This window comes from Variovorax sp. YR266 (assembly GCF_900107295.1).
Classification (GTDB): domain Bacteria; phylum Pseudomonadota; class Gammaproteobacteria; order Burkholderiales; family Burkholderiaceae_C; genus Variovorax.
The window spans coordinates 282,132-296,719 of record NZ_FNPM01000007.1; the positions used below are offsets into that span (position 1 = coordinate 282,132).

A 14,588-nucleotide genomic window follows, 5' to 3' on the forward strand; every position below is an offset into this window, starting at 1 on the left:
GGATTCCCGCGACGGTGGGGTGTTATTGAAACGAATTGCGTAATTGATGCCAGACTTGTGAGATTCACGGGCGCATCCCGGAAGGGAAGACCACCATGATTCTTGTCAAGACGCAAACGGGCCATCAGGTTCTAAAGGACCGCTCGGTCCCTCTATCGCCGCGCCAGCGCTCGGCCTTCATCCTGTTCGACGGCAAGCGCTCGGTCGATGAGGTGCTGGCCAACGGCATGGGCATTGCCCGCGAAGACATCGACCAGATGGTGGCGTTGGGCCTGCTCGAGCCGGCGGAGGGCAGTGCAGCATCGCCGGCCGCCGGAGGCGCATCCGCTGAGGCAGTGGCGAAACCGGTCGCGCCGGCCGCACCCGCTGCTCCCGCTGTGAGCTCCTCCGGGCGCAGCAAGCAGCAGCGCTACAAGGACGCCTATCCCATCGCCACGCAACTCACCGGTAGCCTGGGCCTGATGGGGTTCCGGCTCAACCTGCAGGTCGAGGGCACGACGAGCTACGAAGACCTCCTGGCGCTGGCGCCCAAGATCCGCGCCGCGGTGGGCCCAGAGAAGGCCGCTGCCCTGGACAAGGCCCTCAACGACTGAGGTGGCTTGCCGAAGTGCGCGCGACAGGGCTATAATCGCCGGCTTTGCCTTGCCACACTGCGCCCGACGCTGCAGGTGGCTTTTCCTCTTCTTCGGAAGAATCCACAAGGAGTGCCATGCGTCACTACGAAATCATTTTGCTGATCCACCCGGATCAGAGCGAACAAGTTCCGGCCATGCTGGAGCGCTACAAGGGCCTGATCACGGCCGGCGGCGGCAAGATCCACCGCGTTGAAGACTGGGGCCGTCGTCAGCTGGCTTACCAGATCAACAAGCTCAACAAGGCCCACTACCTGTGCGTCAACATCGAAGCTGAGCAAACCGTGATGGGCGAACTCGAACACGCGTTCAAGTTCAACGACGCCGTGCTGCGCCACCTGACCGTTCAGAAGAAGAAGGCCGAAACCGGTCCTTCGTCGATGATGAAGACGGTCGAGCGCGAAGAGGCTCGCAAGGCCCAGCAGGCCGAATACGCCGCCAACAACAACTGATGGCGTGACTGCTGCCGCTGCGGCAACCGGGGTCAACCAGCTTCTGCTGACCGCCTCCGTTGCCGAACTCGGAGCATTGCGATTCACACCAGCCGGCTTGCCCGCCATAGACCTGAAGCTCGAACACGAGTCGACGCTTCAGGAGGCAGGTAAACCCAGGCAGGTGAAGACGGCCCTCAAGGCCGTTGCCTTCGGCGCCATCGCCGAACGGCTCGCAAAGCAGTCGATGGGAAGTCTCTGGCGTTTTCAGGGCTTTCTCGCGACACCGGGCAACGGCAAGCATCCGGTCCTGCACATCCAGGATTTTCAGCAAGATTAATTTTCGACAAGAGGTCCCCAAATGGCCACGTTCAAGAAATTCAACAAAGACAAGCGCCCGAAGCGCAACACCCAGTCGCTGCTGTTCAAGCGCAAGCGCTTCTGCCGCTTCACCGTCGCTGGCGTCGAGGAAATCGACTACAAGGACATCGACACGCTGCGTGACTTCATCAGCGAAAACGGCAAGATCATCCCCGCCCGCCTGACCGGCACGCGCGCGATCTACCAACGCCAGCTGAACACCGCCATCAAGCGCGCGCGCTTCCTGGCCATGGTGCCGTACAGCGACCAGCACCGCGTCTAAGGAGTCGACACCATGCAAATCATTCTTCTGGACAAGGTTGTCAACGTCGGCGGCTTGGGCGACATCGTCAAGGTCAAGGACGGCTACGCACGCAACTTCCTGATCCCGACGGGCCGCGCCCGCCGCGCCACCGCCGCCAACAAGGCCGAATTCGAAGCCAAGCGCGCCGAACTCGAAAAGGCTGCGGCCGCCAAGCTGGCCGAATCGCAAGCTCAAGGCGAAAAGCTCGGTGGCACGACCATCAAGCTGACGCAAAAGGCTGGCGTCGACGGCCGTCTGTTCGGCTCGGTCACCAACGGCGACATCGCCGAAGAACTGGGCAAGCAAGGCTACAAGGTTGCCAAGTCGCAAGTGCGCCTGCCCAACGGCCCGATCAAGGTCGTTGGCGACAGCACCGTGAGCGTGGCCCTGCACACCGACGTGGTGGTCGACATCACCGTGACGGTCTACGGCGAAACCGCCTGATCGTCCACGGCGCCTGTGCGCTGCAGCAAAAGCCGCCTTCGGGCGGCTTTTCTTTTTCTGCGCCTGAGTTTTCCAGTCGATTGCACTGGAAGATCACCGTTTATTCACAACCTTGTCCACACGCGCATCGGCGCGCGCGGCTTAGCATGCAGGGTTGCAAGGGAAGTCCATGTCCGCCGTTTTCTCCTATGCCGACAATGACCCGTCGGCCGATCGCCAAGTTGCCCAACTGCGCATTCCGCCTCATTCCATCGAGGCCGAATCCAGCGTGCTCGGTGGCCTGCTGCTCGACAACGGCGCCTGGGACCGCATGGGCGACCTGCTGGTCGACGGCGACTTCTACCGCCATGAACACAAGCTGATCTATGCCGCCATCGGCGGGCTGATCAACGCCAGCAAGCCGGCCGACGTGATCACCGTCTACGAGCAGCTGCAGAACCTCGGCAAGGCCGACGACATCGGCGGGCTGGTGTACCTGAATTCGCTCGCGCAGTACGTGCCCAGCGCGAGCAACATCCGCCGCTACGCCGAGATCGTGCGCGAGCGCTCGATCCTGCGCAAACTGGTTTCCGCCAGCGACGAGATCGCGACCAACGCCTTCAATCCGCAGGGCAAGGCGGTCGACAAGATCCTCGACGAAGCCGAACAGAAGATCTTCAACATCGGCGAAGAAGGCACGCGGATGAAGCAGGGCTTCCAGAGCATGGATGCCCTGGTGGTCGAACTGCTCGACCGCGTGACGGAAATGGCCGAGAACCCGAACGACATCACGGGCGTGCGCACCGGCTTCAACGACTTCGACAAGATGACCTCGGGCCTGCAGCCGGGCGACATGATCGTGCTGGCTGCTCGTCCCTCGATGGGGAAGACGTCGCTCGCGATCAACATCGCCGAGCACGTGGCGCTTGAAGAAGGTCTGCCGGTGGCGGTGTTCTCGATGGAAATGGGCGCCGCGCAGTTGGCGGTGCGTATCGTGGGCTCCATCGGCCGCATCGACCAGGGTCACCTGCGTACCGGCAAGCTCAGCGACGAAGAGTGGCCGCGCCTGACCGAGGCCATCGAGAAGCTGCGCACCGTGTCGCTGCACATCGACGAAACGCCGGGCCTCTCGACCAGCGAATTGCGCGCCAACGCGCGCCGCCTCGCGCGCCAGTACGGGCGCCTGGGCCTGATCGTGGTCGACTACCTGCAGCTGATGTCGACCAGCACTTCGGGCGACGAGAACCGCGCCACCGCCGTGGGCGAAATCTCGCGCGGCCTGAAGATGCTGGCCAAGGAGCTGAAGTGCCCGGTGATCGCGCTGTCCCAGCTCAGCCGCGGCGTTGAAAGCCGCACCGACAAGCGTCCCATGATGAGCGACTTGCGCGAATCCGGCGCCATTGAGCAGGACGCGGACATCATCATGTTCATCTACCGCGACGACTACTACAACAAGGAGTCGAAGGAGCCGGGCGTGGCCGAGGTGATCATCAGCAAGCACCGGAACGGCCCGACCGGCACCATCAAGCTGGCCTTCCTGAAGCCGATCACCAAGTTCGAGAACCTGGTGGGCTACAGCCACAACGACGAGTACTGAGCCGGCGCGGAAGGTCGTCAGCTGGCGCCGTTGCCGGACCAGGGCGGCGAGGCCGGCGGCTCCTGGGGCACCACCTTGCCCTGCTCCGTCTTGGCCTTCAACTGCCGCAGCATGTCGGCCAGCGTCTTGCCCGGCTCGTCACGAAAGCGCTCGGGCAGCACCGTGATCGCATCCATGCGATCCAGGCGAAAACCCCGGAAGTCATTGCGCAGCTCGCACCAGGTCGAGAGCGTCCAGACCTTGCCCCAATAGAAGCAGCCGAGCGGCCGCACCGTGCGCTCGCTGGCATCGCCCGATACGTCGTGGTACTGCAGCAGCAGCTTGTTGTGCGACTGCACCGCCTCGCGCAGCGTCTGCAGCCGCGCGCGCAAGGTGTCGTCCAGGCCCATTGCGGGTGCGTAGAGCGCCAGGGCCTCGGCCGAGACCCGCGCCGCCGGTGGCAGCACCGACAGGATCTTGCCCAGCCCGGTCTCGATGTCGCGTCCCAGTGCCGGATCGACCCAGCTCTGCGCGAGCCGCGCTGCGGCCACCAGGGCCGAGGCCTCGTCCTGCGTGAACATCAGCGGCGGCAGCTCGAAGCCCGCGCCCAGCCGGTAGCCCACGCCTGCCTCGCCCTCGATGGGCACGCCTTGATGCTGCAGATCGGCCACGTCGCGGTACACGGTGCGCTCCGACACTTCGAGGCGCTGCGCCAGGAACGCGGCCGTGGTCAGCCGGCGCCCGCGAATGAGCTGCACAAGTTGGAACAGGCGGTCTGCGCGGCGCATCAGCGTGTTCCGGTGAGCTTCTTCGCGAAGTCTTCGACGAAGTAGCGCTTGCCGCGCTGCACGACCGTGTGGCCTTCGGCTTCGAGCTTCGACATCTGCGCCTCGATGCCGCCGGGGTACTTGGCATTGAGTTCGCCACCGATCTTGAGGGTGCGCCAGTAGGGCGTTCGTTCTTCCGTCCTCTCTGCCTCCTCGGCCGCATGCGCGACCATGTGCGCAAAGATCGCCGTGGTCACGGTGCAGCCGATGGTCGCCTGGTGGCGCAGTGCGATGTCCTCGCCGATGCCCATCACCGTTGCGAGCCGGCCTTCTGGAATGCTGCGCATCGCGGCTTGCACCTCCTGCGGCGACGGCGTGGCGATGGTCCCTTCGCCGCGCCGGGAGCGCATGGCGACGGGAATCTCCTTGACGTTCGGCAGGTGAGGGTAGCTGGCCAGCCGGTCGCGCCAGCTCTTCTTGGGGCTCATGAAACTCCGATGTGGATCGCCACCTTGTCCGGCCCTTCGTAGGCTTCGAAATCGCTGCGGTAGCGGCGCGCGACTTCCGGGTGCGCCTCGAAATACTGCCAGATGCGCTGCCATGTGGCGATGACCATCTGCGGCATCTCTCCCTGGCCGGTGAACACGAGGTAGTCGCCGGCCTCGACGGCGCGGCTGCCCTCGCTGCCCGTGACGGCGACACCCGCCGTCACGTCGAAGGCGCCGTGGGCGTCGGATTCGTAGGCCGAGTAGACGCTGAAGATGCGAGCGTCGCCGGTGCGGTCCGGCGTCGATGCGTAAGTCTCTTCGCCGAAGAAGCGGCCCCACAGCTTGCCGATGCGGGCGGTTGCGGGCTCGTTCTCCTCACGGTTGGTGGTGCGGATGGTGAGGCCCGCGACGTGAAAGGCGTCCTGATGTTGACGGGTAGGTTCCATGGGGGGCTTCTCCTCAAAGCGACAGTGTTTTCAGATCGGCCTTCATGGCCTGGGCGATCTGTTTCATGTCGGCGTCGGTGACGTCGAACATGCCAAAGCGAAACTTGTAGCCCCATTGCTTGGGGTTCTCGATGAAGGTCAGGCGCTCGATCAGTGGTGCGATTGGCGCCTCGTGCCCGGCTGCATAGCTCACGTCGCGCCGCCACGGCACGAAGCCGTTGCCCATGTCGAACTCATACGGCTCGCCGGGTTGCACGACGCCGATCGACACGAAGCTCTGCAGCCTGTCCGTGCCACCGAACACCGTGGACGGTGAATAGTAGGCGACGCGGTCGCCCGCTGCGAGCCGCTTGAGCGGCGAATGCTTGCCGTGGCCGACCTGCATGAAGCCGAGCGGCCGGTGGTCGCGGCCGAGCCGCGCGTGCTCGGCGCTGGCCACGGCAATCCAGTTGCGTTGCGTCATGACGGGATCAATCCAGCGCGTGCAGGCCGACTTCGTTGCCTTCGGTGTCGCGCATGTGGGCGATGAAGCCCATGCCGGGAGGCAGCGCAGACTTTGGCGCCACGATCTGCCCGCCGGCGGCTTCGACCCGCGCCAGCACGGCGTCGATGCCGGGGTTGCAGTCGAGGTAGATACGGATGCCCGTGCCGGCGCGCGCGCTGGCGTTGGCACCGGCCTGCAGGGCACCGCCCGTGGCGGGATCGTCGTAGGGGAACACGGCCAGCGTCTCGCCGCCGAAGTTCTCGCGGCGCAGCTTGCGGGCCAGCACGGTTTCGTAGAAGGCCTGGGCGCGGTCCATGTTGGCGACCGGGATCTCGAACCAGCTGATGGCGTTCTGTTTTTGCATTCTGGGGCTCTCTTTCGTGTCGGTTGAAGGAGCCCTGATGGTGCGAGCCGCCTACTGACAACGTCTTGTCAGTAGCCTGTCACCGCAGGCGAAAAAAAGCCCGCGATGCTCCGGGGAGCATGCGCGGGCTTGTGTCGGCCGGTGCCGCTGGTTTTAGAGCACGTCGCTTGCGAAATCCGCCAACCGCGAGCGTTCGCCGCGCGCCAGCGTGATGTGCCCACCGTGCGGCCAGCCCTTGAACTTGTCGACCGCGAAGGTCAGGCCCGAGGAGCCTTCCGTCAGGTACGGCGTGTCGATCTGCGCGAGGTTGCCCATGCAGATGATCTTCGTGCCGGGGCCGGCGCGGGTGATCAGCGTCTTCATCTGCTTGGGCGTGAGGTTCTGCGCCTCGTCGATGATCACGTACTTGTTGAGGAAGGTGCGTCCGCGCATGAAGTTCATGCTCTTGACCTTGATGCGGCTGCGGATCAACTCGTTGGTGGCCGCGCGGCCCCACTCGCCGGCACCGCCGCCATCGCCCTTGGCCAGGAACTCGAGGTTGTCGTCGAGCGCACCCATCCAGGGGCCCATCTTTTCCTCTTCCGTGCCGGGCAGAAAGCCGATGTCTTCACCCACGCTCACGGTGGCGCGGGTCATGATGATCTCGGTGTAGCGGCGGTCGTCGAGCACCTGCGTGAGGCCGGAAGCCAGTGCCATCAGGGTCTTGCCGGTGCCGGCGGTGCCGGTCAGCGTGACGAAGTCGATCTCCGGGTCCATCAGCAGGTTCATCGCGAAGTTCTGCTCGCGGTTGCGCGTGTTGACGCCCCAGACCGCGTTCTTGCCCGAGCTGTAGTCCTTGAGCGTCTTGAGCACCGCGGTCTTGTCGCGGATTTCGGTGACGCGGGCGTACATGCTCGGCTCGCCGGGCGCCTCGAAGTACACGAACTGGTTGATGTACAGGTTGGGCACCAGCGGACCGCTGATCCGGTAGAAGGTGTTGCTGCCGCTCTGCCAGCTTTCGACCGTCTTGCTCTGGCGGGTCCAGAAGTCGGGCGGCAGTGCGAGCGAACCGGCGTAGAGCAGGTCGCCGTCTTCCAGCGTCTTGTCGTTCTGGTAGTCGTCGGCGGCCAGGCCCAGCGCGCGCGCCTTGACGCGCATGTTGATGTCTTTCGACACCAGCACCACTTCCTGCTTCGGCTTGCCCGGGCGGTCCTTGGCGTACTCGTCGCGCAGCGCGTGCACCACGCCGAGGATCTGGTTGTCGGCCTTGCCCTGGGGCAGGCTGATCGGCAGCGAGTAGTCGAGCGGGGCGGTCTGGAAGAACAGCCGGCCACCGGCCTCGCGGTGGCCCGTGGTGTCGAGCTTCAGGCCCTTGTCGATGTCGGCGTCCTGGGCGCCGGCCAGCGCATCGAGCGTGCGGCTGGTCTGGCGGCCGTTGCGCGCGACTTCGGTGGTGCCTTTCTTGTGGCCGTCGAGCTCTTCCAGCACGATCATCGGCAGGAAGATGTCGTGCTCCTCGAAGCGGAACAGGCACATGGGGTCGTGCAGCAGCACGTTCGTGTCGAGCACGAACAGCTTGGCCGGGCCGGTGGACTTGTTGCGTTTGGGGCGCGTCGGCGCTTGCGGCGCTGGGGCGGGAGCCGGTGCGACTTCGACGACCGGCGCCTTCCTCGTCTCGACCTGCACCATGGCCTCCGGCTGCGGTGCGCTCACGGGCGCCAGTGCCGGCGCAGGTTTGGATCTGGCCCGGCGCGTCGGGCGCGTGGTGGCGCCGCCGGCGCCTTCAGTGCTGAGGCTGTCGAACAATTCCAGCGGCTGCGGGCTGTGCACCGTGGCTTCGTCAGCGCGCGAATCGCCGGAACGGCGCGAGCCCCTGTGCGAGGACCGGGCAGGCGCATCGAGTGCGTCCGGCGAGAGCAATGCAGCGCGTTTCGTGGGGGCGGGGGGCAGTGGCATGTGTCAGATCGCTCGCAGAAAGTGGGAACCAGAAAACGAAAAAGCCGCCTGAAGACCAAGGCGGCTTTGTTCGGGGGATGCGGTCGTGGAGCTCAACGGCATGAAACCATTATGCACACCGCAGATGACGCGCCGGAGGCTCTTTACGCGCTGCGTTGGGCATTCCCCACGCCAGAGCGGAAAAGTGCACGGCCGGCTCGCCGGGCGGCGGTCAGGCAGCTTTCTTGAGCGCCTTGACGGCCTTGAGCACGTCGTCGACATGGCCGGGAACCTTGAGCCCGCGCCATTCGGCCTTCAGGATGCCGTCGGCGCCGATCAGGAAGGTGCTGCGCTCGATGCCCTTGACCTTCTTGCCGTACATGATCTTGTTCTTGACCACGCCGAACATGTGGCACATCTTTTCTTCCGTGTCGGCGATGAGCTCGAAGGGCAGCTCGAGCTTGGCCTTGAATTCGTCGTGCGACTTCATGTTGTCGCGGGACACGCCGAACACCGTGGCACCGGCCTTTTCGAAGTCCTTGTAGCGGTCGCGAAACTGCATGGCTTCGGTGGTGCAACCCGGAGTGTTATCTTTCGGGTAAAAATACATGACCAGCACGTGGCCGAGATGCGAGGTATTCGAGACCTTGAGGCCGCCCGTGGCGTTGGCGTCGAATTCAGGAATGGGTTTGTTGACAACGATCGCCATGAAACTTGTTTTCTCCGTTAGATTCCGTTCCCGAGCCCTCTCGTCCCGTTTCGGACGGGACTTGCTCAAGGAATGGAGGATTGGTCGTTGCTAACTTTGGGGTAGCGGGCCTGTTCGCAACCCGGTATTTTACCCCGAAAATACCTCTCTCAGCCACCCGCCGGGCTCTCGACCAGCAGGGCGGCAATCACGTGCCGGCCTTCTCCGGCCAGGATGTTGTAGGTTCTGCAGGCCGCTGCGGTGTCCATGGTCTCGACGCCGGTGCGCTGAGCCATCAGGGGCTTCAGCCATGCGGGCTGGGGGAAGCGGATACGGTTTCCGCTGCCGAAAATGATCAATTCCGCACCCAGGGTCGCCAATTGCGCGAAATGTTCGGCGCCGAGCTGGTCGAAGCTTGAACAATTCCATTCGAAGCGCTCGCCGCGCGAGCCAACCACTACGCTGCCTTCGACTTTTTCGTTGTTGATTGCCACCCAGCCGGGGCCGTGTGCGGTGAGGGACTGAGCGTCGGATTTGTCGGGCTGGAGCTTCATCTGGGCACTGGGAACTGTGGTCAAATTATAGGTTTTCCCTAGTGCCACGGGGCTCGCAAGGGCCTTTGACTCCGCGGTGACCCCGCATCAAGCGCATCCAAGCAACTCCGTAACCCGCGCCCGGGAGGGCCTTTTGAAGCAGCTCAAGAAATCGGCCAAGCTGGCCAACGTTCTTTATGACATCCGCGGTCCCATCATGGACGCCGCCAAGCAGATGGAAGAGGACGGCCAGAAGATCATCAAGCTCAACATCGGCAATCTGGCCGTGTTCGGCTTCGATGCCCCCGAGGAAATCCAGCAGGACATGATCCGCAACCTGCCCGCCTCGGCCGGTTATTCGGACAGCAAGGGCGTCTTCGCCGCGCGCAAGGCGGTGATGCACGAGACGCAGAAGCAGGGCATTGCGGGCGTCACCCTCGACGACATCTACCTTGGCAACGGCGCCAGCGAGCTGATCGCCATGTCCACCAACGCGCTTCTCAACGACGGCGACGAACTGCTGCTGCCGGCCCCTGATTACCCGCTGTGGACTGCTTCCACGAGCCTGTCGGGCGGCACGCCGGTGCACTACCTGTGCGACGAGGCCAACGGCTGGATGCCCAACCTCGACGACATCCGCGCCAAGATCACGCCGCGCACCAAGGGCATCGTGGTCATCAACCCGAACAACCCGACCGGCGCGCTGTACTCGAACGACCTGCTCAAGAGCATCGTTGCCATCGCGCGCGAGCATGGCCTCGTGATCTTTGCCGACGAGGTCTACGACAAGGTGCTGTACGACGGCGTCAAGCACACGGCCATTGCCAGCCTGTCGACCGACGTGCTCACGCTCACCTTCAATTCGCTGTCCAAGAGCTACCGTTCGTGCGGCTACCGCGCCGGCTGGCTCGTGGTGTCGGGCGACAAGCGCAGCGCGCAGGACTACATCGAGGGCCTGAACATGCTCTCGAACATGCGCCTGTGCGCCAACGTGCCGGGCCAGTGGGCCATCCAGACCGCGCTCGGCGGCTACCAGAGCATCAACGACCTCGTGTGCGAGGGCGGTCGCCTGCGCCGCCAGCGCGACCTGGCCTACGAGCTGATCACCGCCATTCCGGGCGTGAGTTGCGTCAAGCCGAGCGCAGCGCTCTACATGTTCCCCAAGCTCGACCCCGAGGTCTATCCGATCGAGGACGACCGCCAGTTCTTCCTCGAGCTGCTGAAGGAAACCCGCGTGATGCTGGTGCAGGGCACCGGCTTCAACTGGGCCACGCCGGACCACTTCCGCATCGTGTTCCTGCCCCATGAAGACGACCTGCGCGAGGCCATCAACCGCATCGCGAAGTTCCTGGAGCAGTACCGTTTGCGCCGCAAGTCGCGCTCATGAAATCTGCCTGCATCGCTGCTGCGGCGCTGTCGCTCGCCGCGTTGTCCGCCGGAGCCGCCGACAAGGAGCTTGTCTCGTTCTCGCACAACGACTGGGAGCTGGCCTGCGACAACACGCGCACCTGCCGCGCCGCCGGCTACCAGCCGGACAGCGGGGCGAGCGAGCCGGTGTCGATGCTCATCACCCGCAAGGCCGGGCCCGGCACGGCAATAGACATCCAGCTGCAGATCGGCGATGACGACGGCGTCAAGGGCCCGCTGCGCTTCAAGGTCGGCAAGGCCACCGTCTCGGGCCTGGCTGCGGGCACCGCCAGCTTCGACGACAGCCAGGTCCGTACCGTCCTGCCCGAGCTGCTCAAGGGCGACGACGCCACGGTGACCGCCAACGGCGGCAAGAAGTGGACTCTTTCGCTCGCCGGCCTCAACGCCGTGCTGCTGAAGATGGACGAAGCCCAGGGCCGCGTCGGCACGCCGGGTGCGCTGGTGCGCCGCGGCAGCAAGCCCGAGTCTTCGGTGCTGCCGCCGGTGACGGCCCCCGTCGTGAACGTGGTCGTGCCGCCGAAGGCGCACCCCGGCGACGACGCACTCGCCGCGCGCATCTTCCCGTTCCTGAAGCTGGACAGCGCCAAGGAAGACTGCAACAACCGCGAAGACATCAACGCCAAGTCGCTGACCGTCTCGCGCCTGACCGACCGGAAGGTGCTGCTGTCGCTGGGCTGCGGCATGGGCGCCTACAACTATTCCAGCCTGCTCTGGATCGCCAACGACAAACCGCCCTATGCGCCGGTGTCCATCGAGGCGAATGGCGACTTCGACGAGAAGGAAGGCAGCGTCACTTCTGCCATGAAAGGCCGAGGCATCGGCGACTGCTGGTCGAGCGAGACCTGGCATTTCAACGGCAAGGACTTCGTGCGCACCGGCTCCACAGGCGACGGCATGTGCCGCGGCTTTGCCGGCGGCGCCTGGACCTTGCCCCGCTACGTCAGCCGCGTCGTGACTTCCACGCCGTCAGCCACCCCATCCAAACCATGAACGCGACTCTCCCAATGAAACCCATCCAAGTAGGCCTGCTCGGCGCAGGCACGGTCGGCAGCGGCACCTTCAAGGTGCTCCAGCGCAACCAGGAAGAAATCAAGCGCCGCGCCGGCCGTGGCATCGAGATCACCATGGTGGCCGACCTCGACACCGCCCGCGCCCGCGAAGTGGTCGGCGAAGGCGTCAAGGTGGTCAGCGACGCGCGCGAAGTCATCGCCAACCCCGACATCGACATCGTCATCGAGCTCATCGGCGGCTATGGCATTGCCAAGCAACTGGTGCTCGAGGCCATCGCGGCCGGCAAGCACGTGGTTACGGCCAACAAGGCGCTGCTCGCGGTGCACGGCACCGAGATCTTCGCGGCCGCGCACGCCAAGGGCGTGATGGTGGCCTTCGAGGCTGCGGTGGCCGGCGGCATCCCGATCATCAAGGCGCTGCGCGAAGGCCTCACTGCCAACAGCATCCAGTGGCTGGCCGGCATCATCAACGGCACCACCAACTTCATCCTGTCCGAGATGCGCGACAAGGGCCTGGACTTCGCGACCGTGCTCAAGGAGGCGCAACGCCTGGGCTACGCCGAAGCCGACCCGACCTTCGATATCGAAGGCGTGGACGCCGGCCACAAGGTTACGCTGATGAGCGCCATTGCCTTCGGCATTCCGGTGCAGTTCGACAAGGCCCACATCGAAGGCATCACCAAGCTCGCCGCGCAGGACATCAAGTACGCCGAACAGCTGGGCTACCGCATCAAGCTGCTGGGCGTTACCAAGCGCACCGCCAAGGGCATCGAGCTGCGCGTGCATCCGTCGCTCGTGCCGTCGAAGCGCCTGCTGGCCAACGTCGAAGGCGCGATGAACGCGGTGGTGGTGCACGGCGACGCCGTCGGCACCACGCTCTACTACGGCAAGGGCGCCGGCAGCGAGCCCACGGCCAGCGCCGTGATCGCCGACCTGGTCGACATCACCCGCCTGCACACCGCCGACGCCGCGCACCGCGTGCCGCACCTGGCCTTCCACCCCGACGCGATGAGCGACCTGAAGGTGCTGCCGATGTCGGAAGTCGTCACCAGCTACTACCTGCGCCTGCGCGTGGCCGACCAGGCCGGCGTGCTCGCCAAGGTCACTGGCCTGCTGGCCACCGCCGGTATCAGCATCGACGCCGTGCTGCAGCGCGAAGCCGACGAAGTGGGCGGCGAGGGCTCCACGCAGACCGACCTCATCATCCTCACGCACGATGCGCGCGAAGGCACCGTCAATGACGTCATTGCCGAGCTGCAGGCGCTGCCGACCGTGCTCGAACCCATCGTGCGCATCCGCAAGGAAGAGCTGAAGTGAACTACCTGAGCACCCGCGGCCACCCCGACCGCAAGCGCTTCTGCGAAATCCTTCTTGAAGGCCTCGCGCCCGACGGCGGCCTCTATCTGCCCGAAACGTATCCGCAGGTCGACACCGCCACGCTCGCCAAGTGGCGCGCGCTGCCGTACGCCGAGCTGGCCTTCGAGATCCTCTCGCTCTACATCGACGACATTCCGCCGGCCGACCTGAAGGCGATCTGCGCGAAGACCTATACAGCCGAAGTGTTCGGCACCGACGAGATCGTGCCGCTGCGCGAGCTCGAAGACGGCGTGTACCTCGAAGCCCTGTCCAACGGCCCCACGCTGGCCTTCAAGGACATGGCAATGCAGTTGCTGGGCAACCTGTTCGAGTACGAACTGGCCCGCCGCGGCTCCGAGCTCAACATCCTCGGCGCCACCAGCGGCGACACCGGCAGCGCGGCCGAATACGCCATGCGCGGCAAGAAGGGCGTGCGCGTCTTCATGACCTCGCCCGACGGCCGCATGAGCCCGTTCCAGCAGGCGCAGATGTTCAGCCTGCAGGACGCCAACATCCACAACATCGCCATCACCGGCGTGTTCGACGACTGCCAGGACATCGTCAAGGCGGTGTCGAATGACCTGGGCTTCAAGCGCAAGTACCGCATCGGCACGGTCAACTCGATCAACTGGGCGCGCCTTCTGGCGCAGGTCGTCTACTACTTCGCGGGCTACTTCCAGGCCACGGCGGGCAACGACAAGCCGGTGAGCTTCACCGTGCCCTCGGGCAACTTCGGCAACGTCTGCGCGGGCCACGTGGCGCGCATGATGGGCCTGCCGATCCAGACGCTGGTGGTCGCCACCAACGAGAACGACGTGCTCGACGAGTTCTTCCGCACCGGCGTGTACCGCGTGCGCGCGGCCGTCGATACGCACGAAACCTCCAGTCCGTCGATGGACATCAGCAAGGCCAGCAACTTCGAGCGCTTCGTGTTCGACCTGGTGGGCCGCGACCCCGCCAGGCTGCGCCAGCTGTTCGTGGACGACCTGGGCCTGCAGGGCAGCTTCGACCTGAGCGCTGACCCGGCGTTCAAGCAGGCCGCGGGGCGCTTCGGCTTCCGCAGCGGCCGCAGCACGCACGCCGATCGCCTGGCCACCATCCGCGACACCGAGAAGCGCTTTGCCACGCTGATCGATCCGCATACGGCCGACGGCCTCAAGGCCGCGCGCGAGCAGATCACGCCCGGCGTGCCGATGGTGGTGCTCGAAACCGCGCTGCCGATCAAGTTCGCCGCGACGCTGGTCGAGGCGCTCGGCGAAGAGCCCGCGCGGCCGAAGAAATTCGAAGGCATCGAGGCGCTGCCCAAGCGCGTCGTCAAGCTGCCGGCCGACGCGGAGGCCGTCAAGGCCTACATCGCAGAGAACTGTGACTGATCACGGCCGGG

Annotated in this window: 18 protein-coding genes; 10 read left to right on the plus strand and 8 right to left on the minus strand. The window is 65.0% G+C overall.

What is annotated here, in order from left to right:
* The first annotated feature begins 95 nt into the window (after window positions 1-95).
* The 6 genes from BLW48_RS19910 (at window position 96) to dnaB (ending at window position 3,747) form a co-directional block, all read left to right on the plus strand.
* Complete coding sequence (locus BLW48_RS19910) at window positions 96-593, plus strand: hypothetical protein (protein ID WP_093177076.1); 498 nt, start codon at window positions 96-98, stop codon at window positions 591-593.
* A 116-nt stretch (window positions 594-709) separates the two neighbouring features.
* Window positions 710-1,084: a 30S ribosomal protein S6 gene (gene rpsF / locus BLW48_RS19915; RefSeq protein ID WP_093051100.1), complete on the plus strand. Its 375-nt coding sequence runs from the start codon at window positions 710-712 to the stop codon at window positions 1,082-1,084.
* A 4-nt stretch (window positions 1,085-1,088) separates the two neighbouring features.
* Window positions 1,089-1,403: a primosomal replication protein N gene (gene priB / locus BLW48_RS19920; RefSeq protein ID WP_093051097.1), complete on the plus strand. Its 315-nt coding sequence runs from the start codon at window positions 1,089-1,091 to the stop codon at window positions 1,401-1,403.
* A 21-nt stretch (window positions 1,404-1,424) separates the two neighbouring features.
* A complete protein-coding gene (rpsR, locus tag BLW48_RS19925) occupies window positions 1,425-1,706 on the plus strand; it encodes a 30S ribosomal protein S18 (protein ID WP_007830781.1) in 282 nt (93 codons plus the stop codon).
* 12 nt (window positions 1,707-1,718) lie between these two features.
* Window positions 1,719-2,171, plus strand: coding sequence for a 50S ribosomal protein L9 (gene rplI, locus BLW48_RS19930; RefSeq protein ID WP_093051094.1), 453 nt, complete (start codon window positions 1,719-1,721; stop codon window positions 2,169-2,171).
* A gap of 169 nt (window positions 2,172-2,340) precedes the next feature.
* The gene (gene dnaB, locus BLW48_RS19935) at window positions 2,341-3,747 is read left to right on the plus strand and encodes a replicative DNA helicase (RefSeq protein WP_093051090.1); all 1,407 of its coding nucleotides are present in this window, start codon (window positions 2,341-2,343) and stop codon (window positions 3,745-3,747) included.
* Between the two features lie 17 nt (window positions 3,748-3,764).
* On the opposite strand, the gene BLW48_RS19940 is transcribed toward dnaB, so the two are convergent.
* From BLW48_RS19940 to BLW48_RS19975, 8 genes are all read right to left on the minus strand, one after another.
* Window positions 3,765-4,514, minus strand: coding sequence for a helix-turn-helix transcriptional regulator (locus BLW48_RS19940; RefSeq protein WP_093177078.1), 750 nt, complete (start codon window positions 4,512-4,514; stop codon window positions 3,765-3,767).
* Window positions 4,514-4,981 (minus strand): MGMT family protein, encoded by a 468-nt coding sequence (locus BLW48_RS19945; protein ID WP_093177079.1) that lies wholly within the window; start codon window positions 4,979-4,981, stop codon window positions 4,514-4,516. The genes BLW48_RS19940 and BLW48_RS19945 overlap by 1 nt, the downstream gene beginning before the upstream one ends.
* Window positions 4,978-5,427: a GyrI-like domain-containing protein gene (locus BLW48_RS19950; RefSeq protein ID WP_093077673.1), complete on the minus strand. Its 450-nt coding sequence runs from the start codon at window positions 5,425-5,427 to the stop codon at window positions 4,978-4,980. Before BLW48_RS19950 ends, BLW48_RS19945 begins: the two co-directional genes overlap by 4 nt.
* Window positions 5,428-5,440: 13 nt before the next feature.
* The gene (locus tag BLW48_RS19955) at window positions 5,441-5,890 is read right to left on the minus strand and encodes an EVE domain-containing protein (protein WP_093177081.1); all 450 of its coding nucleotides are present in this window, start codon (window positions 5,888-5,890) and stop codon (window positions 5,441-5,443) included.
* Between the two features lie 7 nt (window positions 5,891-5,897).
* Window positions 5,898-6,275 carry a VOC family protein gene (locus BLW48_RS19960; RefSeq protein WP_093177082.1) on the minus strand — a complete coding sequence of 126 codons (378 nt, stop codon included), beginning with the start codon at window positions 6,273-6,275 and terminating at the stop codon, window positions 5,898-5,900.
* A 153-nt stretch (window positions 6,276-6,428) separates the two neighbouring features.
* Window positions 6,429-8,210, minus strand: a complete 1,782-nt coding sequence (locus BLW48_RS19965) for a PhoH family protein (RefSeq protein WP_093177084.1) — start codon at window positions 8,208-8,210, stop codon at window positions 6,429-6,431.
* A gap of 211 nt (window positions 8,211-8,421) precedes the next feature.
* A complete protein-coding gene (locus BLW48_RS19970; RefSeq protein WP_007830801.1) occupies window positions 8,422-8,898 on the minus strand; it encodes a peroxiredoxin in 477 nt (158 codons plus the stop codon).
* Between the two features lie 149 nt (window positions 8,899-9,047).
* On the minus strand, window positions 9,048-9,431 hold the full coding sequence (locus BLW48_RS19975) for an Mth938-like domain-containing protein (protein WP_093077666.1): 384 nt from the start codon (window positions 9,429-9,431) through the stop codon (window positions 9,048-9,050).
* A 133-nt stretch (window positions 9,432-9,564) separates the two neighbouring features.
* Here BLW48_RS19975 and BLW48_RS19980 point away from each other — a divergent pair, with 133 nt between their 5' ends.
* From BLW48_RS19980 to thrC, 4 genes are read left to right on the plus strand one after another with little or no spacing between them, the layout of a single operon-like run.
* Complete coding sequence (locus BLW48_RS19980; RefSeq protein WP_093177085.1) at window positions 9,565-10,797, plus strand: pyridoxal phosphate-dependent aminotransferase; 1,233 nt, start codon at window positions 9,565-9,567, stop codon at window positions 10,795-10,797.
* The gene (locus BLW48_RS19985) at window positions 10,794-11,828 is read left to right on the plus strand and encodes a DUF1176 domain-containing protein (RefSeq protein ID WP_093051063.1); all 1,035 of its coding nucleotides are present in this window, start codon (window positions 10,794-10,796) and stop codon (window positions 11,826-11,828) included. The genes BLW48_RS19980 and BLW48_RS19985 overlap by 4 nt, the downstream gene beginning before the upstream one ends.
* A gap of 14 nt (window positions 11,829-11,842) precedes the next feature.
* Window positions 11,843-13,165: a homoserine dehydrogenase gene (locus BLW48_RS19990; RefSeq protein ID WP_093077660.1), complete on the plus strand. Its 1,323-nt coding sequence runs from the start codon at window positions 11,843-11,845 to the stop codon at window positions 13,163-13,165.
* Window positions 13,162-14,577, plus strand: coding sequence for a threonine synthase (gene thrC, locus BLW48_RS19995; RefSeq protein ID WP_093177087.1), 1,416 nt, complete (start codon window positions 13,162-13,164; stop codon window positions 14,575-14,577). Before BLW48_RS19990 ends, thrC begins: the two co-directional genes overlap by 4 nt.
* The last annotated feature ends 11 nt before the right edge of the window (window positions 14,578-14,588 follow it).